This window comes from Pseudoalteromonas sp. P1-30, assembly GCF_001400005.1.
Taxonomy (GTDB): domain Bacteria; phylum Pseudomonadota; class Gammaproteobacteria; order Enterobacterales; family Alteromonadaceae; genus Pseudoalteromonas; species Pseudoalteromonas atlantica.
On the sequence record NZ_LKBC01000011.1, the window covers coordinates 55,849 to 80,106 of the forward strand.

Genomic DNA, 24,258 nt, shown 5'->3' on the forward strand with positions numbered 1-24,258 from the left:
AGCATCGCCCTTACAAGGCGAGGGTCACTGGTTCAAGTCCAGTATCACCCACCACATATAAACACTTATAAAGCATCTAAACTCTTCTTAATAATTATTATAAAATCCTATTTGGGTAATTAATCCAGTTGTAACAAAAAAGAAAGCATCGCCGCCTTTTACAAATAATGGCGAGGGTCACTGGTTTAAGCCAAGTAATCACCTACCACATATAAACACTTCTAAAGCATCAAAACTCTTCTGAATAATTATTATAAAAATCCTATTTGGGTAATTAATCCAGTTGTAAGAAAAAGAGAGCATCGCCGTCCTTTACAAATAAAGGCGAGTGCCACTGGTTCAAGTCCAATATCACCCACCACGTATAAACACTCCACAAAAACCTAGATTATTTTAACTATTATTTAGAGCTGCTTTTTACCTATTAATTAAGCAATGGTTTTAAATCGCTAAGGCTAAGACAAAATGAAGCCATCTAAACGTATGAAAATAATTTAATCTTCTAATAACCTCGGCTAATAGTTAAATTCCCTTGTAAGCAGCTAAACTGTTGATTATAGTCTGTGATAAATCAAACAACATGTAAGCCAATGCCAACTAAGATCTACGCCAAAGCCAAAATACTGATAGTGGAAGAGCAGCCCCTCGCTCAAAGCTATATGAAACAGTCGCTAGAAAGGCTTGGCTTTCGGCAGTTGCACTTTGCCGATCATGCAATTGCAGCAAAAGAACAATGTTTGGCTGAGCAATTTGATTTAATTGTATGTTCGTTTAATTTAAGCAAACACCAAGACGGCTACCAACTCTACGAAGAACTCCGTGTTAAGCAACTGATAAAAAACTCCACCGCGTTTATTTTTATTTCTGCAGAAACCAGTGGTGCGCTAGTGCATAGCGTTTTAGAGCTTCAGCCCGACGACTTTTTGGTAAAGCCGTTTACGGTACAAGAGTTAAAAACGCGGATTGAGCGTATTCTAAAACGTAAAAATGAGCTTCAGAGCATTTATACCTTAGTAGATGATGGCAACGACTCTAAAGCAATAAAAGTAATCGATGCCGCTTTAAATAAAAAAAACAATTTATACAGCCCTATCCTCCTTCGCTTAAAAGGAGATGCATTGCTTAGGCTAAACCGCAGTGAAGAAGCTAAAGACTTTTTTACCTCGGTGCTAGACATACAAAAATTTGCCTGGGCCAAAGTTGGTTTAGTAGAAGCGCTGATCGCTAATAATGAGCATATTCTTGCTCAACGCATGTTAAAAACCATGCTTGAACGCCATGAAACACGTTTAGTTGCACTGGATTTACTCGGCCGATTAGAAATAAAACTAAACCAATTTGAATTGGCACAAGATTTTTTAAGCCAAGCAGTCGATATCGCGCCACGTAATATCCAAAGACAAAAATCGTTAAGCAATGTTTCGTTAATAAACCACGATTACGAAAAAAGCTACTTAACCCAAAAAGACATAGCCAGCTATGCGCGTCATTCTATTCATGACAGCCCCGACATCTATCTCAATGCAGCCCGTGCCGGTATAGACTTTGCTCTAACCACAGATCAAACAGACCAAATACAACGTATTTCGCGTCAAACTAATAAATACATAAATGATTTAAAAAAGCAGTTTCCTAACAACGCAAACCAATCTCAAATTGATGTACTTAATGCGCGTTTGCACTATTTAAAAGACGAGCACCAAAAAGCCAAGCGCTTGATAGAGCAACTTGATGACGACGATACGTTAATACGCTCTGTAGATGGGGCGCTTGATAAAGCAAAAGCGTTTCACGAGCTGGGTTTTCATCAAAAAGCACAAACATTATTTAGCCAAATAATTAGCCATTGTGAGCGCCACCCCAATATGAGTGATACAACTTACCTGCGTTACATTCAACAGCAGCAAAGTGAGCGCCGCGACATTAAAATGGGCCCTAAAGAGCTTAACAATCATGCAGTAACTCAATTTAATAGAGGGCAATTAAATACGGCGTTAGAGGCGTTTACACAAGCATTTAGAGTTATGCCGCGTAACCCAAGCATTGCGCTTAATTTATTACAGTGTTTGTTTGATTCGACAAAACAAAAAGGCGGCACTTTTAACTTGGTTATTGCTAAAAAGTGTTACGCCCTTTTGAGTAATTCTACACTGCAGCCAGATCAGTCGCAGCGATTAGATAAAATTTTGCATATGGCAAAAGAAATGAAACTCGATATTCAATCCCCCTAGCGCTAACTAGCGGCTAAAAATAGCTGTTTTATCTAGATTGGAAGCTAACTATATAATTAAAGCTTTTTCATTGCAGCGGCATTTACACAATAGCGCAAACCCGACGGTGCTGGCCCATCAGGAAAAATATGCCCTAAGTGTGCATCACACACATTACACACCACTTCAACGCGCTGCATACCATGGCTTAAATCGTTCACATAACCAATTGCATCGACAGTTGCAGGCTGCGTGAATGATGGCCAGCCTGTGCCGCTATCAAACTTTTCATCGGCATCAAAAAGTAAATTATCGCAGCATACACACGCGTATTTACCCGGTTCTAGTAATGTGCAACTTTGTGAGCTGTGAGGGCGTTCTGTGCCCTTTTTACGTGTCACATAGTATTGCTCATCACTTAGCATTGCCTGCCATTGCGCGTCTGTTTTTACAACCTTTTCGCGTGGCGTAGGGTTGCCATTATTGGCAAAATTTATAACATCATTCCAAGTAAGCATAATAGCCTCCTTCGGTATTAATAAGTGATTAGGGTCTGTTGATCTTTTAAGGTTAAATTTGCAGCAGTCTGTTTGGTATTTAGGCAAGGCAGAGCCTATGCAGTGTGGTTATTCCCCATAATTGGGCGATAACGTAGCATTAATGCCAAACAGGCGCTGCCCAACGGGTTCTTCCTAGGGGCTATTTACTCTTTGTTGCCTACATGGATGTAGGCTTTGCTCAGCTTTTACTTAGCCCACTAGGTTACAAACTTCGCGCCGCGATTAAATAGCCCCTAGTTTGAACAAACTTTAATCCGCAAAGTTCAACAGCCCCTAACTAAAGCGAATAGTTTGCTTTTCGTGATCTGAAAGTATGCGCTTCATGTAGGCGTCTATGTCATTTTTTTGTGCGGGTAAACTTACACTAAATTGTCGCTCGTTATTGCTATGAATAATAAGCTCATCGTTCTTACTTTCTATATGTTCAATGTTGCCAATAACAAGCCATTGCGGGCCAAATTTTTTATCAAAAAAACCTGCCAAGCTAAATAACATTAAGTGCTGTGCATCGCGCTGAATAAAATTATCAAGCGTATTGCGCTTTTTAAAGGCGGGTGTCAGCCTGTAACAACACGAACAAAACACAAATAACCATAATCCTATTACGGCAGAAAACCAAATATGATCAGTTAACGATGTAAACAACATCAAAGCGCCTAAAATAATGCCAATACCAAGCACTACAATGGCAATTTTTTTATTAATGTTATCCATTTAGCTCCCTTTTATTTAGCGTTTTTATCATCTGCTTTTTCGGTAGGCTCTGGCCAATCGTTAAAAAACACCTGCAAATAACGACTCTTTGCCAAGTACCATATTACCCAAAACACAATCACCATTTGCACAGCTAAAAAAAGTGAAAACCTGTAATGACTATGTGCAGCTTGTATTGTTAACCAGCTTAAGTCGGTTATTGCGCATACCAGTAACGGCCAGCGCATGTAGCGCCACACCATCGCTAAACGCGCACTTTGTTGATGAGAGTCGCGCGGGCGTCTTAAGCAAAATAAAAAAGTGGGCACTATCGCAATAGCGCCAATCGAAATTGCGATAAAAAAATCGTTTTTAGATTTAAAAAATAACGACATTAAATCAAGCTCAGGGCGACGACTCAGCGCCGCTATAACCCAAATAAAATACGCACGTAGTAACACCAATAAACTTAGATGAAATGCAATTGGCGTACGGTAGCTTCCGTATTTATCCCAGTACTCGGGTCCATATCGGCTCATTTTATTACCCTAAGCATTGTACTTATCAAACAGTGCAATTAAGTCATCTTCGCTAAGTATGTCTATGCCTAAATCTTGTGCTTTAGTTAATTTAGAGCCGGCTTTTTCGCCCGCCACCAATGCATCTGTTTTAGCCGACACACTACCGGCTACTTTTGCACCTAACTGTTGTAAGCGTGCTTTAGCATCGTTTCGGTTTAAAGTATTAAGAGTGCCAGTTAATACATAGGTTAGCCCAGCTAAGGGTTGCTCATCCTCTGAAGGCGGCGTTAGCGCTGGCCAATTAATGCCTTGTTCAATTAAAGAATTAACCACATCTACATTATGTTGCTCATCAAAAAAGCCACGAACATGAGTTGCTACAATAACCCCTACATCACTCACTTGTGTAAGGCTTTCAATACTGGCTTGGGTTACCTTTTCAAGTGTTAAAAAATGATTTGCTAAGTTTTGCGCTGTGGCCTCGCCAACCTCACGAATACCCAGCGAATATAAAAACTTTGCAAGCGTAGTTGTTTTGGCAACTTCAAGCGCATCCACTAAGTTTTTAGCCGACTTAGGGCCCATACGCTCAAGTGACTCAAAGTGACCTTGTTTTAATATAAATAAATCTGCGGGGGTTTTTACCAGCTCTCTATCAACCAGTTGATCAACTATTTTGTCGCCTAAGCCATCTATATCAAGCGCTTTGCGTGATGCAAAATGCTTAATCGCTTGTTTACGCTGAGCTTGGCACACTAAGCCACCGGTACAACGAGCCACGGCCTCGCCTTCTACTTTTTCAACGTGTGAGTCACAAATGGGGCAACTGGCAGGAAATACAATGTCGCGAGCATCATCTGGGCGACGCTCAAGTACTACTTGTGTAATTTGCGGAATAACATCGCCGGCGCGGCGTATAATTACTGTATCGCCTACCTTTACGCCTAAACGGGCTATTTCATCGCCATTGTGCAGCGTTGCGTTTGATACCGTAACACCGCCTACAAACACAGGCTCTAAACGCGCTACCGGCGTTATAGCGCCTGTGCGGCCAACCTGAAATTCTACATCAAGTAACTGGGTTATTTCTTCTTGCGCAGGAAACTTATAAGCAATTGCCCAGCGCGGTGCACGTGCAACAAACCCTAAACGCTCTTGTAAGGCTTTTTGGTTTATTTTAATTACTACGCCATCAATTTCATATTTAAGCTCGCTTCTGCGCGTTAAAATATCACTGTAGTAATCTAAAGCCGCTTGCGTACCTTCAACTAACTTTGTTTCTGGGCACAGCGGTAAACCCCAATCGGTTAATTTTGCCAATTGTTGGTAGTGATCCTCAGGGATTGTGCCATCGGCCACCAGCCCTGTGCTATACGCATAAAACATTAGCGGGCGCTTAGCGGTAATTTTTGAATCAAGCTGGCGTAGACTACCTGCGGCTGCATTTCGAGGATTTACAAATACTTTTTCGCCACGTTTTTCGGCTTCGCTGTTTAGTTTTTCGAACCCAGCGCTATCCATAAATACTTCGCCACGTACTTCAAGTTCTGCGGGGTAATCGCCACGCAGCTTAAGGGGCACGTTGCGGATTGTTTTTACATTTTGTGTAATATTCTCGCCAGTAAAACCATCGCCGCGAGTTGCGGCCTGCACAAGCACGCCGTCACGGTAAATAATCGACACAGCCAAGCCATCTAACTTAGGCTCACAACAAAAAGTAAGCTCATCTTGGCTCATTAAACGCTCTTTAATACGGCGGTTAAAGGCGCTAAATTCTTCTTCACTAAAGGCGTTATCAAGCGATAACATAGGCACTTGGTGAGCAACTTGTTCAAATTTACTCAGCGCAGCGCCTCCGACCTTTTGAGTGGGTGAGTCAGGCGTTAAAAATTCTGGGTTTTCTCTTTCAAGGGCGCTTAACTCGCGCAATAGTCTGTCGTATTCTGCATCAGGAATACTGGGTGTATCAAGGACATAATAATTGTAGTTGTGTTGCTCTAACGTACTACGAAGATGATTAATTTGCTCACTAATGCTGCTAGACATTTAAACCTCAAAAAACATAAAAAAAGCCACTTTTAGGTAAGTGGCTTAATAAAAATAATGTGTGCGTATAAATTACGCAGAAAATGCACGAACCTGCTCAACATATTGACGAACGCGCTCAACGGTCATTTCTTCACGCTCGGCATCTAAAATTTGTGCACCAAATTCATCGGCAATTTTCTTAGCTGCGCTATGTAACATATTAAAAGCAGCTAGCCCGTCGCCTTCACAAGGTAAAGTCATAAATAAGCTAACCCCTGCGGTGCTAAACTGTTCCATATTATCAATATCAAACGTACCTGGGTTATACATATTTACTAATCTAAATAACACTGGACCTTGCCCTGCAGGGTCTATGTGGCGATTAAAAAAGCCTTCTTCTGAATATTTAAATCCTAAGGTATTTACTGCAGGCAATAACTTACTGCCTTGCATGCTTAGCCCCTCAGGCATTTGAATATGCACAATAACAAAGTCAGACACATCTGCTGGCGCTTCTTTTTCGCTCTCTGGCTCTGGTTCTAGCTCTGGCTCTTGAACTACTTGCAGGTCGTCTTCAATGGGTGTTTGCGCCACGCTAGTATCTATTTGCGGCTCGTTTGCATCAAAGTTTAGCTCACCAAATTGCGGCTCATCTCGCTGGGCAACAACCGGCTCTTTAGGTTCAACTGGTGTATGCGAAGGTGTATCTTGCATTGGTTCAACCCGCTCTGAAGGCGCTACCTCTGGGCTGTCTTTTTTTCTAACTGACCATAAACCATGCACTAATAAGCCACCTATGACAAGTACACTGATCACAATTAAAACCAATCTTAGTTCTTCGGCCATCCCCTCACCTTTTATTATTTGTTATGCCTAAACCCGTGTATTAATTAACACTAATACGCTTAAAATAAACTGTTATGTGTGTGCAAGTTGCACTGCTTGTTCTATATCTACTGCTACCATGCGTGATACGCCTGGCTCTGCCATAGTAACGCCAGTTAAACGCCCTGCCATTTCCATTGCAATTTTATTATGACTAATATAAATAAACTGCACCGATTGTGACATTTCTTCAACCAAACGGCAAAAGCGTACCACGTTAGCATCATCAAGCGGCGCATCTACTTCATCCAGCATACAGAATGGAGCTGGATTGAGCCTGAATATAGAAAACACCAATGATAATGCGCTCAGCGCTTTTTCTCCACCACTTAACAGGTGAATTGTCGAATTTTTCTTGCCTGGCGGCTGTGCCATTATACTAACACCACTTTCGAGTAAATCGTCACTGGTTAATTCTAAATACGCGCTACCACCGCCAAATACTTTTGGAAATAGCTCGGCAAAGTCGTTGTTCACTTGATCGAAGGTAGCTTTAAAGCGTGTTTTGGTTTCGCTGTCAATTTTACGAATCGCCCCTTCAAGCGTATTTAGCGCTTTGGTTAAATCTTCAAGTTGATTATTCAGATAATCACTGCGCTCTTTAGCTTGTTCAAACTCATCTATTGCGGCTAAATTAACTGGACCTAGCTTATCTAATTGATGCACAAGCCCACTGATCTGATTTTGCGCTGCATTTAAACTCAGTGAATCAGGTAGTGTATCTAAAACACTTTTTAAACTTTGCTTTAATTCTTCAAGCGGCTCAAGTGCTGCCTGCGCTTTTATAATTAGGCTTTGCTCTTCAATGCTTAGCTTTTGATGTTGTTCTTGCAAACCTGTCAGCTCACCTTGAGAGTGCTTAAGGCTGGCTTGTTTACTTATAAGTGTTTGCTTTGCCTCGTTAAGCTTTTTTTGTAACGCGACCAAGCTAGCTTCGCCCTGCTGATGTTTTATTAAAAGCTGTGCTATTTGCTCAGTGAGCTCTTGCTCGGGTATTAGCAACGCTTCCATTTGCGATTGCAGCTCTTGCGCTTCTTCTTGCGCACTCATGAGTTCTTGCTCAGCATGATTAAGCTTTGTTTGACTAAGCTGCCACTCACTGTGTGCTTTTTGCTCTTTTAACGTGGCTTGATGCGCTTGTGTTTTATATTGCTCAAGTGTAGCTGCAGCTTGGCTGTATGCAGTATTACTGCGTGTGCAAGCAGCGTCGGCGCTTGCCAGTTCGTCAGCTAAATTACGTTGCTGTTGCTGTAACACTTCAAGCGCACTGTTGTGCTCATCGCGCGTTTTTAATAATTGTGATTGCTCAGTGGTTAATGCACGCTTTTGTTGCTGGTACTTTTCTAGTTGCTGTAAAAATTGTGCTACTTGCTCTTTTAACATGTCGCTGCGCGTAGTGGCCACGGCAATGTTTTGTGCTAATTGATGAATTGCATTTTTAAGTACTGCTAATTCATCACTCAGCTTTTGCTGCTGTGTTTTTAGCGCATTAAGATTCTCAAAATTCCTTGCAAGGGTACTTTCGGCCTCTACTAAGCTCGCTGTTTTTTGCTTTAACTGTGTGTGTTTTAAAAGTTGTGAGTTTTCGGCGTTTTTGTCTGCGCTACGGTGCCAGTTTCGAGCATGTAAAGCACCGCTTTTATCCATAACCGCAATATAAAACGTATCATTTAACGCAGCGAGTTCAGCGTTTTCGCTGTACGCAATACGGGTCAGTAAATCGGGATAAACACCCTCAGTAATCAACGCCGCAACGCTATTTACTGGTATTTCACTTTTGTGAGGCCACACACTATTGTTGCTTTGCACATCAGCTACGTTTAGGTGCTCAAGCGTTTGCAGTGCCTGTTCAACTATATGTTCAAACCCTGGCTTTACTTGTAATTGATTAAATAAAGTGTGCTGCTTATTGTCATCTTCAATCCCTAAACTGCTTTTAAGCCCAGCAATGCGAGCTTTTAGCTCATTAACGTGCTGTAAGCTATGCTGATGTTGCTGCTCAGCGTTATTTACTAAATCGGTTTGCTCTTTAAGCGCTGCGGTGCATTGTGTTTGCGCCGTTTGCTTACTGGCAAGCTCTTGAGTTAGGGTTTGTTTGTATTTTTGTTGCTCGGCTAGTTGCTGTTCTAATTGGCTACTTTTAATATCGTCAATTTGGCTATTTAGTTGGCTAAGCTGTGCGTTTACATGGGCTAAGGCTTGCTCTGTTTGCTTAACACTACTTTGCTGGGCCTGTACTTTATTATTAAGCGCGTGCTGTTGTTGATTAAGACTTTGCCACACGGCTGTGTGCTTATTTTTTTCATCAGCTAAATCTGCAAGTTTAAGGGTAAGCTCTTCAACTTGTTCGCTGCACTCTAAACTGTACTCGCTTATCTCTTGGTGGCTCACAGATAACTGCTCACACACATTTTGTTGCTGTGTTTTTAGCGCTTCACTTTGCAGCTTTCGCTGCTCAAGCTTAACCACACTTTGTTTAAGGGTTTGCGTTTGCTGTTTAATATTAATGTGTTGTTGTTCGGCGCGGGTCAACTCTGTGTGGGTAACGTGTTGCTGATGCTGCGCATCGTTAAGCGCATCTTGCTCTGCATTTACTTGAGCCTCTAGGCTTGCAAGCACATCGTCGTGGCCTGAGTGAGCCGTTTTAAAAAAGGCGATTTGCTCATTAAGCTTTTTGATTTGCTCACTTTTTTCAAGCTGTTGTTGATGCAGCTTTTGCCATCTTAATACAGCTACTTGGCCTTTTAAGGTACGCTCTTGCGCTTTTAAATCGCGGTATTTTTTCGCATCAACCGACTGCACAGCCAGTTTATCTAGTTGCGCTTGTAACTCTTTACGCACATCAAGTAAACGCTCAAGGTTTTCGCGGGTACTTTTAATTCGGGTTTGCGTTTCGCGGCGGCGTTCTTTGTATTTAGACACACCCGCGGCTTCTTCTAAAAATACTCGCAGCTCTTGAGGTTTGCTCTCGATTAAACGCGAGATCATCCCTTGCTCTATAATTGCGTAACTACGCGGGCCAAGCCCGGTGCCTAAAAATATATCGGTAATATCGCGCTTACGACATTTGCTCCCATTTAAAAAGTACAACGATTGGCCATCGCGTGTAACTAAACGCTTAATCGCTATTTGGTTTCTGTCGGCAAATGTATTAGGTAAATCACCTTGGGTATTATCAAAAATAAGCTCTACTGAAGCTTGCGAGATGGGTTTACGATTAGTTGAGCCATTAAAAATAACATCGGTCATGGCATCGCCACGTAAGTTTTTAGCTGAGCTTTCACCAAGCACCCATCGCACAGCGTCAATCACGTTTGATTTGCCACAGCCGTTAGGCCCAACAACACACGTCATTTGATCAGGAAATGGAATTTTAGTGGGCTCTACAAACGATTTAAAGCCCGCTAATTTAATAGTGCTTAAGCGCATCTTATTGTTATTACCGATTATTATTGTTATTACTTACAAACAATTTAACTCATAAACAGTTAAAAAGTTAAGCTTGGCGTTTAAAGTTATCTAAAATAATACCTGTGGCCATTGCCACATTAAGTGACTCTGCCTCACCAAAAGCCGGTATGGTTATTTTGTCGCTTACTAATTTTGCACACTGCTCGCGTATGCCATGCGACTCACTGCCCATAAGCAATACACCCTTTGCGCTAAAATCAGTTGTATGTACGCTTTGCCCATCTAAAAATGCCCCATAAATAGGCATATTTAATGTTTGTAAGTATTCAGGTAGCTCTACTTGGCTTACCGACACTCTGACAAACGAACCCATGGTAGCGCTAATTGTTTTAGGGTTGTAAGCATCGGCGCTGTCGGTACTTGTTACTATATGTTTAATGCCATACCAGTCGGCAACTCTGATAATAGTGCCTAAATTGCCCGGATCAGAAACTCCATCAAGCGCCAATATTAAGCCGGTATTATTAGGTAAATCAGCCTTTGGCATATCAACCACTGCAATGGCCGCGTTATTACTCACTAAGGTACTGACTTTAGTCAGCGACTCTTCTTCTGCTGGCGTAAAATCTACTTCTGGAAACTGGTTTTGGTGAGTATTTATAAACGCCTGTGTTGCAAATATATCAACCGCCTTTAATGGGCTGTTTAACAACTCAAGTACGTTTTTTTCACCTTGTACAAGGTATTGATTATATTGCTTTCGGTACTTTTTTTGGCCAAGTTGGCGAATAAGCTTGAGTTGGTTTTTTGAAATCATAACAGCCCCATAAAATTATCGCCCTAGTATACCAGAGATGATTTAAAGTGCAGCACCACATATATTAAAAGCAGCGCCATTGTAGGCTGTAAGGCTATTAAAGATTGAGCTTTGCACCAAATTTAGGTAAATTAACAAAAAAACAACATGGATATAATTTTAATGGAATCAATACACCCTACTCCCCCAGAAACCACCCCTGCAGTAAGTGAACCTGCTGCCCCTATTTTTAGCGGCAAAGTACAGTTTAGCGGTAAAGGCGGTGAGTTTTTTGGTATTTGGATAGTCAATATTTTACTGAGCGTACTTACTTTAGGTATTTACTCGGCTTGGGCAAAAGTGCGCACAATGCGATACTTTTATGGCCACACCCGCATTGACGGACACAGCTTTGACTACTTAGCCACCCCTATGCAAATTTTAAAAGGCCGTATTTTAGCGGTTATTGTATTTTTAATTTACTCCTTTGGTAGCAGCTTTTTTCCTCTTGTAGGCTTACTATTTGCGGTTGCTTTTATCTTTTTAATGCCGTGGATTATTAACCAAGGCCTGCGCTTTAATATGCGTATGACCCGTCATCGAAATGTACGCTTTGCATTTAAAGGCGATTACGGCGAAGCCTTCATTAACTTTATTCTTTTACCTATTGCCAGTATTTTTACCCTTTATTTATTAATGCCGTATGTTTTAAAACGTATCGACACGTACATACATAGCAATATTAGCTACGGTGACACGCCATTAACCGTAAACCTTAAAGGTGAAACCTACTACTTAACCGCCCTTATTTGCTTTGTGGTGAGCTCTATCACTATGGTGATATTTATGGCTGTATTAGGCTTATTTGGGCTTGATTTAATGAATGTAGAAAACCAACAAGCTGCACAAGATCCAGCCAAAATGGGCATTATGTTTGGTGGATTAATGATTGCTTACGTATTTATGATTGCGATAGTAACCGCTGTGTGGGCTGCGGCTATTCGTAACCATATTTTTGATAACAGTCAATTTGAAGACGTAGCATCATTTAAATCAGAGCTTAAGCCTATTCCTTTTGCCATATTACTATTAACCAATATGCTGGCAATCGTGTTTTCTTTAGGGCTTGCCTACCCGTGGACCAAAGTGCGTACATCGAGAATGCTTGCCGAGGTTACAACCGTTAATATTTACCCTAGTGCGCTAAATTTAGTGGATACCGCGCAACAAGAGCAGTCATCGTTTGCTGAAGAAGCAGCCAATGTATTTGATATTGACCTATCGCTAACCTAAGAGCTTATTATGCACGTACAGGGACATTACTTCCCCAAGGCATCAAGCAATTACCAGCAAGGTGTTGCTAGCATTAGCGACACCTGTGTTGAGATTAGCTACGATGACCAGCTTATTTCAAGCCATGCAATAAGCGATATAACACTCACCTCCGGCCTAGCTGGGCTTGCTGATGAACTAAATTTTAATGATGGCAGCCGCTTTATTCCTACTGATGTAAATTATCGCTGGCCTTTTAAAGCAAATAAGCATGACCTACTAGAGCGCCTTGAAAAAAGTAAATGGGCTATTATCGCGGCCGTTATTTTTACACCGCTTTTTATGTGGTTAATGCTGTATAAAGTTGTGCCCGCTATTGCTGTTTACAGTGTTGATACTCTGCCGCGAAGTGTAGTAGAGCAAATGGGTGAACAAAGCTTTACCCTAATTGAAAAGCTCGCGCTTGATGACAGTGAGCTGCCTAATGAGCAACAAACTAAAGTACAACAACACTTTAATACCATGCTTAATGCGCTCTCGCTTGAGCCATCGGTTTATAGGTTATCGTTTTATAAATCAGAGGCCTTTGGAGCGAATGCGTTTGCAATGCCCCACGGGCGTATTGTCATAACCGATGAGTTAGCAAATTTATTAGCCGATAAACCCAACGCACTAAAAGCCGTATTACTTCACGAAATTGGCCACGTAGTCCACCAGCATAGCGTACGCATGACTGCTCAATCGGTAGCCAGTACCATTGTACTTGCAGTTATATTTGGTGATTTAGAAGGCATAGCAGAAGTGGTACTAGGTACGGGGGCATCTTTTGCACAGCAAGGGTTTTCTCGTGATATGGAGCGCGAGGCAGACAGCTATGCGCTCATTCAACTTGAACATTTAGGGTATTCAAGCAACGACTTTGCCGATGCCATTGAAGCATTACAAGGTGCGCACACCAGCGAAAACGAACACCTTGAAAAGGTAAATAATTTGCTCGAATATTTATCTAGCCACCCAAGTGCACAAGAGCGGATTGATAATGCCAGAAAGTAACACGTTTTATATTCAAATTGCTCGCTACATAGTGAGTCTAAGTTGGGTATACTAATTCGATTAACTATAGGAGCTATTTTAACGATAAATAAATCATTTATTAACTAGGCAAAAAATTTTTTGTTTAGTGGTTCTAAATAGAGATTTTTTAACGACGTTAGTAATTGATTTAGTAGGTTAAATTGTTCAAATAGTTATTTGGGTTAGTATCATTCACGGCTTTTTTCCAAAGCTTTATCATATTGCCCCGCTTGAAAAACTAATGACTGGTAGTGCGGGTTTTTCAGCAGAAGTGTCTGACTTAATTACACGTTCGGCGGGTATTGGCGAAATTATATTTGGATTATGCTTATTAGTGTTTTATAAAAATAAGCACATCGTTATTTTAAATATTTTAGCGCTTGTAGGGCTTTTGTTAGCGGTTGTAATAATGCAGCCACCATTACTCATTGAAGCATTTAACCCGGTAACCACTAACCTGCCGCTTATTGGGTTAAGTTTTATTTGGTTAAAAGAAATTAAGCTGCAAAATAATCGACACCTCTAAAATAAAAAAGGTATGCCAGTACATACCTTTTTGTAGTACTTAACTTATGGCGTTAATACTTATTTTTATGTGTCCACAGATGCAATAATTCACTGGCAATTGTTGCTGCAGCAATTGCGGTAAGCTCACTTTGGTCGTACGACGGTGAAACCTCTACCACATCCATTCCGACCATATTTATGCCTTTGAGTGCGCGCAGTATTTTAAGCACTTTATCAGATGTTAAACCACCGCATACAGGTGTGCCTGTACCTGGTGCAAATGCTGGGTCTAAACAATCTATATCAAACGTTAAGTAAACGGGTAAGTCGCCTACTCGCTCACGTATTTGCGCCGCTATTTCATTAGCATGCAAATCGTTAGCTTGCATTGCATCAATCACTGCAAACTCATGCTTTGATTGGTCAAAGTCGGTACGAATACCTATTTGGATACTATGCTCTACATCAATCAGCCCTTCCATGGGTGCATGATAAAACATAGTGCCGTGATCAAAGCGCGAGCCATTGCTGTATGTATCAGTGTGCGCATCAAAATGAACCAGTGCCATTTTGCCATGTATCTTTGCATGCGCGCGCAATAGCGGAAGCGTTACAAAGTGATCGCCACCAAGGCCTAACAGCGTTGCCCCTTGGCGAAGTATTTGCTCTGCAGCCATTTCTAGCTGTGCCGTAAAATACTCAGGATCGCCTACCGGATAAGTAAAGTCCCCCGCATCAGCAACCGTTAAACGCTCAAACAAAGGAAATGTCCACGGGTATTTAGTGTCTTCCCAGGCTAAATGTACCGACGCTCTGCGAATAGCATCGGGCCCTAAGCGTGCACCGGGGCGGCCCGATGTTGCTAAGTCAAAGGGTAAGCCTAGTACAACGACATCTGCATCAATGGCATTAATGTTTTGCACCATAGGACGACGTAAAAACGTCATCCCGTTTGAATACAATGAGTGGTCAACATGACCAAACAAGCTAGACATTGCTTATAACTCTTCTAAATAAGTGTAGCCATTAAGGCCGCTTTGCAACTCGTCTAAAACGCTTTGCTGTTCATTTTTATCTATTTTTGCAGACACTAACTGCGCGTACGAGTGTTGAAAACTCTCAACATCTAAATGTACATAGCGCATCATATCGGCTACCGTATCACCTTGGTTTATCTCACTAATACTGGCAACGCCTTGCTCATCCATATTGATAATAGCGCTGTGCGTATCGCCAAATAAATTGTGCATATCACCTAAAATTTCTTGGTACGCACCCACTAAGAAAAAGCCCATTAAGTAAGGCTTATCTGCACTGTACTCAGGCACGGGTAATGTGCTTTCAATGCCTTGGCCATCAACATAGTGCTCAAGCGCGCCGTCTGAATCACAGGTAATATCAAGTAATACAGCACGTTTTTTTGGTGCTTCGGTTAAACCACTTAATGGCAATACCGGAAACACTTGATCAATCCCCCACGCATCAGGAAGCGATTGAAAAAGCGAAAAGTTTACAAAAAACTTATCAGCTAAACGTGCGTTCAACTCGTCAATAATTGGGCGATGGAAACGGTTTTTGTTATCCATGTGTTTGTTAAGCTCATAACAAATACGTAAGTTAACTTGCTCTGCCCACGCACGCTGCGTTAAATCTAAAAGCCCAAGTGCAAACTGGTTATGCGCCTCCGCTAAATCCCCTTGGCTGTCGTGGTAAATTTCAATCAGTGCGCGATCATCCGTTAAATCGGTTAACTGCACAAACGATGCCCACATATTATTTAATAAAAGCGGTGCATCTGCTGCTGGCGCTACTAACTCTTCTGGCGTGTAGCTTTCTGTGCCTATAACATTTGATATAAGCACCGCATGGTGCGCCGTTAGTGCACGCCCCGACTCAGAAATAATCGTCGGCATGGGCTGCGCGTACTGCTTACAGGTATCGCCTATGGTGTACACAATATTATTTGCATACTCAGCTAAGCTGTAGTTCATTGAGTTATGCGATTGGCTGCGGGTACCATCGTAATCAATAGCTAAACCGCCCCCTACATCTAAGCACTCAATGTTTGCACCTAATTTGCGTAGCTCACAGTAAAAACGCGCGGCCTCACTTACACCTAAACGCACATCACGAATGTTTGCCATTTGCGAGCCTAAGTGAAAATGCACAAGTTGCATTAAATCAAGTTGGCCTGCCTCTTTTAAACGATTCACTACATGCAAAACTTGCGACGCTGATAAACCAAATTTTGATTTTTCGCCGCCACTTGCTTGCCACTTACCTTTGCCTTGCGATGCTAAACGAACGCGAATACCAATACGTGGTTTAACATTTAGCGCTTTTGCTTGGCTAAGTACCATGTCGAGCTCAGAAAGTTTTTCAAGCACTATGTATACTTTGTGGCCTAGCTTTTCACCAATCAGTGCTAAACGCACATATTCTTTGTCTTTGTAGCCATTACATACAATCACTGCACTGGTTTTTTCTGCCATTGCCAAAACAGTTAATAGCTCTGGTTTGCTGCCCGCCTCAAGGCCTAGTTGTTTTTTTTCTAATTCGGCTTGGCTTGCTACTATTTCTTCAACCACTTCGCGTTGTTGGTTTACTTTAATTGGGTAAACTAATAGGTAATCTTTTGGATAACCATAGTTTTCAATCGCGGTATTAAACGCGCCACATAAACTGTGCACACGATGATGTAAAATTTGTGGAAAGCGCACTAAAGCCGGTAAGCTTAAGCCTTTTTCTTGAAGTTGTTTTGCAATATCTGTAAGTGCAATAGTTTGCTCTGGGGCGTGAGCCTTTGGCGCAACATACACATCACCTTGATCATTAATTCCAAAAAAACCTTGGCTCCAATGACGAACATTGTAACTCGTGCGAGCTTGTTCTAGTGATGTTGTCTCTTTCATTTATCTTTCTCTTGTATTTAATGAATGCCGGTTCGGCTAGTTGCCGCGCATTAAAAGAAAAATAGACTTTTAAGTCCAACAAGTATTTTTACTCGTAACGAGTGATTTTTAGTGTTGAGAGAAAAAACACCTACACCTTAGCTTTTACAGCTAACCGCCTTTAGTAAAGCAAGCTGGTTATGCGGCTAAAAAAATAAGTACAGCTGTACTTTTTTAAGATAAAATAGAACAACTGTACTTATTTGGTATAAACATGAAACAAATTTATTTTAATCAAAACAAGCCACCTAAATTTTCTAAAATAACAAAGGCTGCCACTTTTGGTCTGACCAAAACATTTCCTAAACTCAGTGCCCGCCTTGCCATGAAGGTATTTTGTAACCCGCATAGCCGACGCCAATACGAATTTAGAACATGTATACAGCCAATTAATATTAAACTTACTACCGAGCTTGGCGCTGTAAACCTGTACTATTTTAGCCAAGCCGAAAACACTAAAACGGTATTTTTATCTCATGGCTGGGCCGATAGCACTAATCGGTTTACTGCTTTAATAGATGAATTGCTTGAAAAAGGCTTTAATGTTTACTCAATTGATCACATAGGCCATGGCTATTCGCACGGCAATACCTCGCACTTATACGGGTATATGCAGGGGCTAACAGCGGCTTTTGAGTACTTTAATGGGCAAAATATTACAATTAATAGAGTCGTTACACACTCTATGGGCGGTGTTGCTTTGTTAAACTTAGCGCCTCATTATTTAGAGAATAAAAAAATTGTGATGATCTCTGCCCCTGCACAAATATTTGAAGCCATGTTTGCTAAGGTCAGGCAAGTGGGTATTTCTGAGCTCATGCTAGAAAATATGCTTAATAAAGTGTCGGATAAATATGGTATTAGCTGGCAAAACCTTCACCCTGATCATTCTAAAAATAAAATTAACGAAAACATGCTGTTTATTCATGATAAAAATGACTCAGTGGCAAGCTTTGAGGCAATAAAATTATTAACTGAGAACACACCCGCAACACTTGTCGCCACACAAGAGCTGGGACACGTGCGCATTTTAAAAAGCCAATACGTGTACGACCAAATAACACGCTTTATGGATTAACGATGAAAAAAAGTGAGAGCACAAAACGCAATATTTTGCACAAAGGAATGGCCTATGCGGCTGCACATGGTTTATATAGCTTGTCGATAGGAAAAATAGCGGCAGTGACTAACATGTCGCGTACTGGGGTGATCTCACACTTTGCCAATAAAGAAGATATGCAAGTGGCTATTTTGGCCTACACCGAAGAAGAGTTTAGAAAACAGGTTGTTGATATATCTGCTGATGAAGATGCGTTAATTCATTTAAATAATTTTCAGCAACGCTGGCTTGAGTGGCTCAATTTTTTAGATACGGTATCGCCTGGTAAGCAGGCAAGTTGCCCGCTCATTAAAGCGTCGGTAGAGTTTAAAGCAAGCCCCAACTGTTTGGTAAGGCAGTTTATGCAAGACCAACACTTAAAAATGATTAACTACCTCACTAAACTTGCAGTTAACTGCCAAGCACAAGGCTACTTTAGCCAAGACAAAGAGCCGAGCATTTTTGCGTATGAGTTTTATGGCTTATATACCGGGCATGTTGTACAAACAAGCTTAATAGATAATCCAGCTTTAACGCTTACTTATAAAAAAGTAGTTGGCAATTTAATTGCGCGATATATGCGTTAACAGTGGCCTGCAAGGCGTTTTTCACCTTTAATATGGCGTACTTTTTAAGCGCTTTTAGGTGCAAAAATAATAATAGCCATGCCCAGTAAGGCAACCGCCCCGCCCACTACATCCCACATTGTAAGCTTTACGCCATCAACTGCCCATAACCACAATAAAGCCACGCATATGTACACACCGCCATACGCGGCATACACCCGTCCAGCGGCTGCGGGGTGTAACGTAAGCAACCACGCGAATAGCGCTAAACTGATTGCTGCAGGTATTAAAAGGAATATGGATTTATCTTCTTTAAGCCAAAGATAAGGTAAGTAACAGCCAATAATTTCTGCCAGTGCGGTAATAATAAATAGCGCGATAGTTTTTACTTCAAACATAAAACCTCACGTGATTTAAATAACGAGAGCATAATAAAGCTAAGTAACTGCAAACTAGTTACTTAGCTAAAATAGTGCGAATTCTGGGTAAAAAATTTTTACCCATATTTAAGTAAAACAGGTTACTCAGCTAAGGCCGCGTCGGCCAGCTTCATTGTACTTTCGAACGATTTAGTACCGGCTATAAATAAACCATTGTGGCAAAATACAGCGTCGTCTAAGCCTGTTTCAGCTTGAAACTCTTCGTCAGATAAACCAGCCCACGCTTTAGGCAGTGACTTTCTGTCTTCAAACGAGCCGGGCTCTACTGGTACAGTTTGAATAATCCATTGGCCGTTCTGCGAAGGGTAAACCATAAATAAAGCGTCGCTTGATAAATGGTGTACTGTTTTTTTCCATGGTGTGTATTTTTCTAAAATAATCACGCGGGGATCTTTTGCCTCTTCTATTGCTTTTGCAACAATATCTTTGGCGTTAATGCTTCCTTTTGCTGAGGCAATAAAACGGGTTAATAAACGCGCTGCAAACTCAACGGCTTCATCAAAGCATTCATCAAAGTTGCCTTCCTCTTCCCATGTTGGATTAAACATAGAAAGCGTTTGGCTAAGCGTTATGCCCTCAACCACACCTTTAACGTAACCACAATCTATGGCATCAATTGTAGAGACTAAACCAGCGTCTACTCTATCAGCCACCGCTTGGTTATTATCACACAGCGCTAAACCATACTTTTTCCAAATTAAGCCAAATGACGAGTATGGCGTGCCATTTTCGCGCTCGCCTGCGCCGCCGCGTTGGTGGTGATCAAAGCGTCCTGTGTCAGGGTTGTATTCACCACCTACATCAACAACAATATCGGCACTTTCTATTACTGCTTTATCGCGGGTTCGTACCAAGTTAAAGGCAGGCAATACATGCTTAAGTACCGCAATACTAAACACGTCATCGGCATGGAAATTACCACTGTGGGTTACTACTGTTAAATCGCTCATTGGTTTTGGGCTACTTTTAAAAAAGATAAAATTCTCACTTATGAAGTGCTAAATAAAGGTTTATACCCGTTTGCTTAATCAAGTAATTTATTTTGAAGCAAAAAAGCTTGTTTATAGCCAGGTTTTGCCTCTTAAAATCATTAAGTATTACTGTGCACAGGTATTAAATATACGTGGCGAATTTTATACGAAGATAGCAGTGAAAAACAGTGAAGTATTTTTTGCGCCTACAGAGTCAACTATAGGCACACAGTAGTAAATAGCTTATTTATTCTGGCTCAGGGCTCAGGGCAAGCTCCATAAATACACTTTGTGGGTTATCTTGATACGAGCCAAAGCTTGCACAGCGCGCAAAACCTAAATCTTCATATAAACTAATTGATTCGGTTTGCTTTGGGCCTGTTTCTAATCGGATAAGTGGAATTTTTGTTTCGCCGGCGTAATGCAGTAGGTTTTGCATTATGCGTCTTGAAAAGCCTCTACCACGGTAACTTGGTTTTACGTATAAACGCCTTATTTCGCCATATAGCGCGCCGTCATTTTGCTTAACAATAGCGCCACAGGCAATAATGCCATCTTCGTTTTTTAAACCAATTGCGTAAACGTTGTCTTTGCTTAATTCTTCTAATTTGAGAGATTGGGCTGTAGCCACGGGGTATAAGGAGTTTATCAGTCTATCTATATCTGCAAACACATTAACTACATCAGGATCCTTAGGGGTTAATTCGACTAACTGCATCTCTTGTCGTCCATTTTATTATTTTGAATCGTTATAGTGACTTCATAATATATACTTAATACGCGTGTTCCTAGTGTTGTTTAAACAAAATGTTTTAATAAGGTAAAAATAGCTTTATTAAAACGTTAGCTTAATTTACAAAAACGACGCACATCCTGCTAAGCACTTAGGCTTTGCTTTTTTAATTGATGGGCATGCCACTTAATATAATTACTGGCATTCATAGGTTTTGCGACTAAATAGCCTTGTATACAATCTGCATTGAGCAAGTTTAGTAACTCAAATTGCGCCTCTTGCTCTACACCTTCAGCAACAACAGTAATGTATAAACTTTTGCCCAGGCTTATAATCGTATTAACAATATTAAAGCCTTTGCCTTTATCTAAAATCTTATCGATAAAGCTTTTATCAATTTTTATTTCCTGTACGGGGAACGCATTTAAATGGGCTAAACAGGAATACCCTGTACCAAAGTCGTCAATAGAAAACACAAAACCTTGTTCTTGTAGCTCCGTCATTTGCTTTATTGTGCTGTCAATATCGCCCGATAGCATGGTTTCGGTGATCTCAAGTTTAATATGCTGCGGTTTTATGTTGAACTCTTTAATTGTAGAGCAGAGCTCACGGGTAAGCTGCGCAGAATTAAACTGTATATGACTAATATTTATAGATACGCTAAAGTGCTCATCTATCATGTTTTTTTCATTAAGTTGATTAATAAGGCTGCATATATTACGAAGCACTATGTTTTGCAGTTTTTGAATCAGGCCATATTGCTCTGCAATAGGAATAAACTGATTAGGCGCAATAACCCCTTTATTAGGGTGTATCCACCTTATCAGTGCTTCTGCACCTACTATCTTCCCTTGCATACTAATTTGCGGCTGAAAATACGCACAAAATTCGTTATTTGCGATTGCTCTTACAATATCCGTTTCTAATTCGGCTTGATTTTCGAGTAAAGTTTGCAGTTTAGGGTCATAAAAGCTGCAGCTATTGCCACCTTTTGCCTTAGAGCGGTACATGGCGGTATCTGCAAATTTTAATATGTTATCGGTGGCTGTGTGCTCTTCGTTAATTAAGCAAATACCTATACTGCAGCTAACTTGAAATGCCAGCTCCCCTATTGCAAACTTATCATTAAACACGCCTTGTACTTTTTTAGCGACTATTTCAGATTCAATACAGGCTTGGTGATTATGCTCGCCAATGTATTCGAGTAAAATAATAAATTCATCACCGCCCACTCTAGCTAAAGTATCAGATGATCGTATTACGCCACCTAAGCGTTTTGCTAATTCTATTAATACTTGATCTCCGGCGCCGTGGCCTAATGAATCGTTTATTCTTTTAAAGTTATCAACATCTAAAAACAGCAATGCGCCCGTTTTTTTGGTGCGTTTAATACGCTCCACACACTTTGCTAGGCTGTCGCTGAGCATTCGTCTATTAGGGAGCCCTGTTAGTGGATCAAAAAACGCAAGCCGTTGAACTTCTTGCTCGGCTTTTTTGCGAAGGGTTACATCTCTTGCCATCCACACTACGTGCTTAAGTTCTGGTTTTTCTGGCTGGTAGTTAGTAAGTGCAGCCGCTCTTCCTTCAAAGGTTATGTGGCCTTTGGGAACGGCTAAATCGTACTCAAATATTTGCATTTCATTGGTGCGAATGGTTTTTTTAATAATCCCCATGATCATGTCGGCATCTTTAACTGGGAACAAGTCTTGCACATTTTGACCAATTAAATCGGTGGGCGATTCAAGTAATAAGTCACTCGAGGTACCGTAAATATCGGTATAGACGCCCTCTTCGTTCAAAATCAAAATAAGATCGGGCATCACTTGCGTAAATGCTTTAAATTTTTCATTACTTTTTTGCAGGTCTGCCACTAGCTGCCTAGCTTTGAGCGACTCTGAGTTTTTTTCTAATGCTATGCTAGAAAAGTGTACAAAATAATCAATGAGTTCTAAATCTTGCTGTGTAGGTGCTTTAGGGGTGCCGTGGTAAATAGCAAAAGTGCCTAATATTTCATTGGTGGTTGAAATAACCGGGGTTGACCAACAAGAATATAAACCGTACCTGTGCGCTAAATCTTTGTAATCTTCCCACAAGGGCGATAGGTCAATATTTTGCGCAATAACTCGCTCATTTTTATAGGCTGCGGTGCCACAAGACCCTACATTAGGGCCTATAAACACACCATTAATTGCCTTTAAATATTCATCGTCAATATTTGGGGCAGCACGATGAAATAACTGATTACCTGTTAAAGACAGTATTGAGCATCTTGCAGAGCTGTCTTCAATAACTTGCTCTATAGCTAAACAAATATCTTGTAAAATATCGTCTAAGGCAATGCCTAACGCGATTTTAGATAATATATCCTGCTGGTGAGATAACAATTGTTTTAGTTTTGCAGTATTCATACTTCACCATGCATCTAGGTACTTTTATGTTGCTACGCACTTTAAAAAAGTGCAGTGCATCAACAAATTCCTGCTCTTAGTTCATATATTTAAAATGAGTATAGTTAATAAACTTACAGCGCGAGTTTTATTATTACGATTATAGAAATTGTTTTTTAATAAAATAGGTAAAAAACAACTTTAGTATGCGTTAAGCCTACATTATTTTGCAACAAAAAATAAACATCCATAACAAAAACAATCCAGCCAACACACTCTAAAACTTTTTAAAAATTTTGCAGGTTTAACACTTTGTTACTTAAAAAGGCTGTTCAAAATTATCAGTCTAATTATACTGCATTCAGATATGAGTCTTTTTTGAGGTTACTGTGCAGATCATACAAGGTATGGAATATTTTTTTTCAGGCTTTAAATTAATTAGCCAAAAAGGCCTTAAGCGCTTTGTGCTTATTCCACTTTTACTTAATATTTTATTGTTTGGTAGTTCATTATTCTTTTTATTTGGTTGGTTAAGCGACAGCTTTAATTATATAAACAACATGTTACCTGAGTGGCTAAGCTGGCTTGAATGGTTAATGTGGCCCATTGCCGTGCTTGTGGTGCTATTTAGTTACAGCATGCTATTTACGGTAATAACCAACTTTATTGCGGCCCCTTTTAACGGACTACTCAGCGAAAAAGTAGAGCTTTATTTAACGGGTCAAAAAATAAATGACGACGGTTTTGCTGATTTAGTAAAAGACATTCCACGCATGGTAGGCAGAGAGTGGACAAAGCTTTGCTATTACTTACCCCGCGCTATTGGCTTTTTTATTTTGCTGTGGATTTTACCCGTTATTGGACAAGTGTTATGGGTTTTATTTACATGTTGGATGTATGCTGTGCAATACAAAGATTTTGCCTTCGATAACCATAAAGTAGGCTTTAAGCAAATGAAAGACGATTTAAAGTCTAAACAAGGTTTATCTTATGGTTTTGGCTTTGCTGTTTTGCTGCTCACTGCAATCCCATTTATTAACCTAATTGTTATGCCCGTTGCTGTGTGTGGCGCTACTCGTTTGTGGGTAGATAATTATCGCTCTAAATACCGAGCGGGCTAACAAACACTATAGCAAATAATAAAAGCACCTTTT

The 24,258-nt window shown here is 40.7% G+C and carries 20 protein-coding genes and 1 tRNA gene (1 of these 21 only partly in view); 8 read left to right on the plus strand and 13 right to left on the minus strand.

Features of this window, described 5'->3' with window-relative positions; genetic code table 11:
* Together AN395_RS19485 and AN395_RS14710 are read left to right on the plus strand one after the other, a co-directional pair.
* Positions 1 to 54 (plus strand) — tRNA-OTHER (locus AN395_RS19485) (it extends 76 nt beyond the left edge of the window).
* A gap of 536 nt (positions 55 to 590) precedes the next feature.
* A complete protein-coding gene (locus AN395_RS14710; protein ID WP_054983431.1) occupies positions 591 to 2,231 on the plus strand; it encodes a response regulator in 1,641 nt (546 codons plus the stop codon).
* 56 nt (positions 2,232 to 2,287) lie between these two features.
* On the opposite strand, the gene msrB is transcribed toward AN395_RS14710, so the two are convergent.
* The 7 genes from msrB to AN395_RS14745 all read right to left on the minus strand — a co-directional run bounded on the left by msrB (position 2,288) and on the right by AN395_RS14745 (position 11,125).
* Complete coding sequence (gene msrB / locus AN395_RS14715) at positions 2,288 to 2,728, minus strand: peptide-methionine (R)-S-oxide reductase MsrB (protein ID WP_004588868.1); 441 nt, start codon at positions 2,726 to 2,728, stop codon at positions 2,288 to 2,290.
* A 315-nt stretch (positions 2,729 to 3,043) separates the two neighbouring features.
* On the minus strand, positions 3,044 to 3,484 hold the full coding sequence (locus AN395_RS14720; protein ID WP_054983432.1) for a hypothetical protein: 441 nt from the start codon (positions 3,482 to 3,484) through the stop codon (positions 3,044 to 3,046).
* Between the two features lie 11 nt (positions 3,485 to 3,495).
* On the minus strand, positions 3,496 to 4,002 hold the full coding sequence (locus AN395_RS14725; RefSeq protein WP_054983433.1) for a DUF2919 domain-containing protein: 507 nt from the start codon (positions 4,000 to 4,002) through the stop codon (positions 3,496 to 3,498).
* Between the two features lie 9 nt (positions 4,003 to 4,011).
* A complete protein-coding gene (gene ligA / locus AN395_RS14730; protein WP_054983434.1) occupies positions 4,012 to 6,030 on the minus strand; it encodes an NAD-dependent DNA ligase LigA in 2,019 nt (672 codons plus the stop codon).
* A gap of 72 nt (positions 6,031 to 6,102) precedes the next feature.
* Positions 6,103 to 6,858 (minus strand): cell division protein ZipA, encoded by a 756-nt coding sequence (gene zipA, locus AN395_RS14735; RefSeq protein WP_004588864.1) that lies wholly within the window; start codon positions 6,856 to 6,858, stop codon positions 6,103 to 6,105.
* A gap of 72 nt (positions 6,859 to 6,930) precedes the next feature.
* Complete coding sequence (locus tag AN395_RS14740) at positions 6,931 to 10,326, minus strand: chromosome segregation SMC family protein (RefSeq protein WP_054983435.1); 3,396 nt, start codon at positions 10,324 to 10,326, stop codon at positions 6,931 to 6,933.
* Positions 10,327 to 10,393: 67 nt separating this feature from the next.
* Positions 10,394 to 11,125, minus strand: a complete 732-nt coding sequence (locus AN395_RS14745) for an RNA methyltransferase (protein ID WP_054983436.1) — start codon at positions 11,123 to 11,125, stop codon at positions 10,394 to 10,396.
* A 162-nt stretch (positions 11,126 to 11,287) separates the two neighbouring features.
* Here AN395_RS14745 and AN395_RS14750 point away from each other — a divergent pair, with 162 nt between their 5' ends.
* The 3 genes from AN395_RS14750 (at position 11,288) to AN395_RS14760 (ending at position 13,976) form a co-directional block, all read left to right on the plus strand.
* Positions 11,288 to 12,397, plus strand: coding sequence for a YjgN family protein (locus AN395_RS14750; protein ID WP_054983478.1), 1,110 nt, complete (start codon positions 11,288 to 11,290; stop codon positions 12,395 to 12,397).
* A 9-nt stretch (positions 12,398 to 12,406) separates the two neighbouring features.
* Positions 12,407 to 13,429 (plus strand): M48 family metallopeptidase, encoded by a 1,023-nt coding sequence (locus tag AN395_RS14755; RefSeq protein WP_054983437.1) that lies wholly within the window; start codon positions 12,407 to 12,409, stop codon positions 13,427 to 13,429.
* A 181-nt stretch (positions 13,430 to 13,610) separates the two neighbouring features.
* Positions 13,611 to 13,976, plus strand: coding sequence for a DoxX-like family protein (locus tag AN395_RS14760; protein ID WP_054983438.1), 366 nt, complete (start codon positions 13,611 to 13,613; stop codon positions 13,974 to 13,976).
* 52 nt (positions 13,977 to 14,028) lie between these two features.
* Here AN395_RS14760 and speB read toward each other — a convergent pair whose 3' ends face one another.
* Both speB and speA read right to left on the minus strand, forming a co-directional pair.
* The gene (speB, locus tag AN395_RS14765) at positions 14,029 to 14,952 is read right to left on the minus strand and encodes an agmatinase (RefSeq protein ID WP_029772730.1); all 924 of its coding nucleotides are present in this window, start codon (positions 14,950 to 14,952) and stop codon (positions 14,029 to 14,031) included.
* A gap of 3 nt (positions 14,953 to 14,955) precedes the next feature.
* Entirely contained in the window at positions 14,956 to 16,869 is a 1,914-nt protein-coding gene (speA, locus tag AN395_RS14770; RefSeq protein WP_054983439.1) for a biosynthetic arginine decarboxylase, read from the minus strand.
* A gap of 253 nt (positions 16,870 to 17,122) precedes the next feature.
* On the opposite strand from speA, the gene AN395_RS14775 reads away from it, so the two are divergent.
* Positions 17,123 to 17,986, plus strand: coding sequence for an alpha/beta hydrolase (locus tag AN395_RS14775; protein WP_004588856.1), 864 nt, complete (start codon positions 17,123 to 17,125; stop codon positions 17,984 to 17,986).
* A 2-nt stretch (positions 17,987 to 17,988) separates the two neighbouring features.
* Positions 17,989 to 18,594: a TetR/AcrR family transcriptional regulator gene (locus AN395_RS14780; protein ID WP_029772734.1), complete on the plus strand. Its 606-nt coding sequence runs from the start codon at positions 17,989 to 17,991 to the stop codon at positions 18,592 to 18,594.
* 44 nt (positions 18,595 to 18,638) lie between these two features.
* Here the strand turns inward: AN395_RS14780 and AN395_RS14785 are convergent, their stop codons facing one another.
* From AN395_RS14785 to AN395_RS14805, 4 genes are all read right to left on the minus strand, one after another.
* Complete coding sequence (locus tag AN395_RS14785) at positions 18,639 to 18,971, minus strand: YnfA family protein (protein WP_029772735.1); 333 nt, start codon at positions 18,969 to 18,971, stop codon at positions 18,639 to 18,641.
* A 122-nt stretch (positions 18,972 to 19,093) separates the two neighbouring features.
* Positions 19,094 to 19,963: an MYG1 family protein gene (locus tag AN395_RS14790; protein ID WP_054983440.1), complete on the minus strand. Its 870-nt coding sequence runs from the start codon at positions 19,961 to 19,963 to the stop codon at positions 19,094 to 19,096.
* A gap of 268 nt (positions 19,964 to 20,231) precedes the next feature.
* On the minus strand, positions 20,232 to 20,702 hold the full coding sequence (locus AN395_RS14800) for a GNAT family N-acetyltransferase (protein ID WP_004588851.1): 471 nt from the start codon (positions 20,700 to 20,702) through the stop codon (positions 20,232 to 20,234).
* 158 nt (positions 20,703 to 20,860) lie between these two features.
* Positions 20,861 to 23,125 (minus strand): EAL domain-containing protein, encoded by a 2,265-nt coding sequence (locus tag AN395_RS14805; protein ID WP_054983442.1) that lies wholly within the window; start codon positions 23,123 to 23,125, stop codon positions 20,861 to 20,863.
* A gap of 386 nt (positions 23,126 to 23,511) precedes the next feature.
* Here AN395_RS14805 and cysZ point away from each other — a divergent pair, with 386 nt between their 5' ends.
* A complete protein-coding gene (cysZ, locus tag AN395_RS14810) occupies positions 23,512 to 24,225 on the plus strand; it encodes a sulfate transporter CysZ (RefSeq protein ID WP_200910452.1) in 714 nt (237 codons plus the stop codon).
* Positions 24,226 to 24,258: the final 33 nt, after the last annotated feature.

Coding starts and splice junctions, on each gene's coding strand:
- AN395_RS14710 (WP_054983431.1), top strand. CDS start 591: ATGCCAACTAAGATCTACGCCAAAGCCAAAATACTGATAGTGGAAGAG.
- msrB (WP_004588868.1), bottom strand. CDS start 2,728: ATGCTTACTTGGAATGATGTTATAAATTTTGCCAATAATGGCAACCCT.
- AN395_RS14720 (WP_054983432.1), bottom strand. CDS start 3,484: ATGGATAACATTAATAAAAAAATTGCCATTGTAGTGCTTGGTATTGGC.
- AN395_RS14725 (WP_054983433.1), bottom strand. CDS start 4,002: ATGAGCCGATATGGACCCGAGTACTGGGATAAATACGGAAGCTACCGT.
- ligA (WP_054983434.1), bottom strand. CDS start 6,030: ATGTCTAGCAGCATTAGTGAGCAAATTAATCATCTTCGTAGTACGTTA.
- zipA (WP_004588864.1), bottom strand. CDS start 6,858: ATGGCCGAAGAACTAAGATTGGTTTTAATTGTGATCAGTGTACTTGTC.
- AN395_RS14740 (WP_054983435.1), bottom strand. CDS start 10,326: ATGCGCTTAAGCACTATTAAATTAGCGGGCTTTAAATCGTTTGTAGAG.
- AN395_RS14745 (WP_054983436.1), bottom strand. CDS start 11,125: ATGATTTCAAAAAACCAACTCAAGCTTATTCGCCAACTTGGCCAAAAA.
- AN395_RS14750 (WP_054983478.1), top strand. CDS start 11,288: ATGGAATCAATACACCCTACTCCCCCAGAAACCACCCCTGCAGTAAGT.
- AN395_RS14755 (WP_054983437.1), top strand. CDS start 12,407: ATGCACGTACAGGGACATTACTTCCCCAAGGCATCAAGCAATTACCAG.
- speB (WP_029772730.1), bottom strand. CDS start 14,952: ATGTCTAGCTTGTTTGGTCATGTTGACCACTCATTGTATTCAAACGGG.
- speA (WP_054983439.1), bottom strand. CDS start 16,869: ATGAAAGAGACAACATCACTAGAACAAGCTCGCACGAGTTACAATGTT.
- AN395_RS14775 (WP_004588856.1), top strand. CDS start 17,123: ATGAAACAAATTTATTTTAATCAAAACAAGCCACCTAAATTTTCTAAA.
- AN395_RS14780 (WP_029772734.1), top strand. CDS start 17,989: ATGAAAAAAAGTGAGAGCACAAAACGCAATATTTTGCACAAAGGAATG.
- AN395_RS14785 (WP_029772735.1), bottom strand. CDS start 18,971: ATGTTTGAAGTAAAAACTATCGCGCTATTTATTATTACCGCACTGGCA.
- AN395_RS14790 (WP_054983440.1), bottom strand. CDS start 19,963: ATGAGCGATTTAACAGTAGTAACCCACAGTGGTAATTTCCATGCCGAT.
- AN395_RS14800 (WP_004588851.1), bottom strand. CDS start 20,702: ATGCAGTTAGTCGAATTAACCCCTAAGGATCCTGATGTAGTTAATGTG.
- AN395_RS14805 (WP_054983442.1), bottom strand. CDS start 23,125: ATGAATACTGCAAAACTAAAACAATTGTTATCTCACCAGCAGGATATA.
- cysZ (WP_200910452.1), top strand. CDS start 23,512: ATGGAATATTTTTTTTCAGGCTTTAAATTAATTAGCCAAAAAGGCCTT.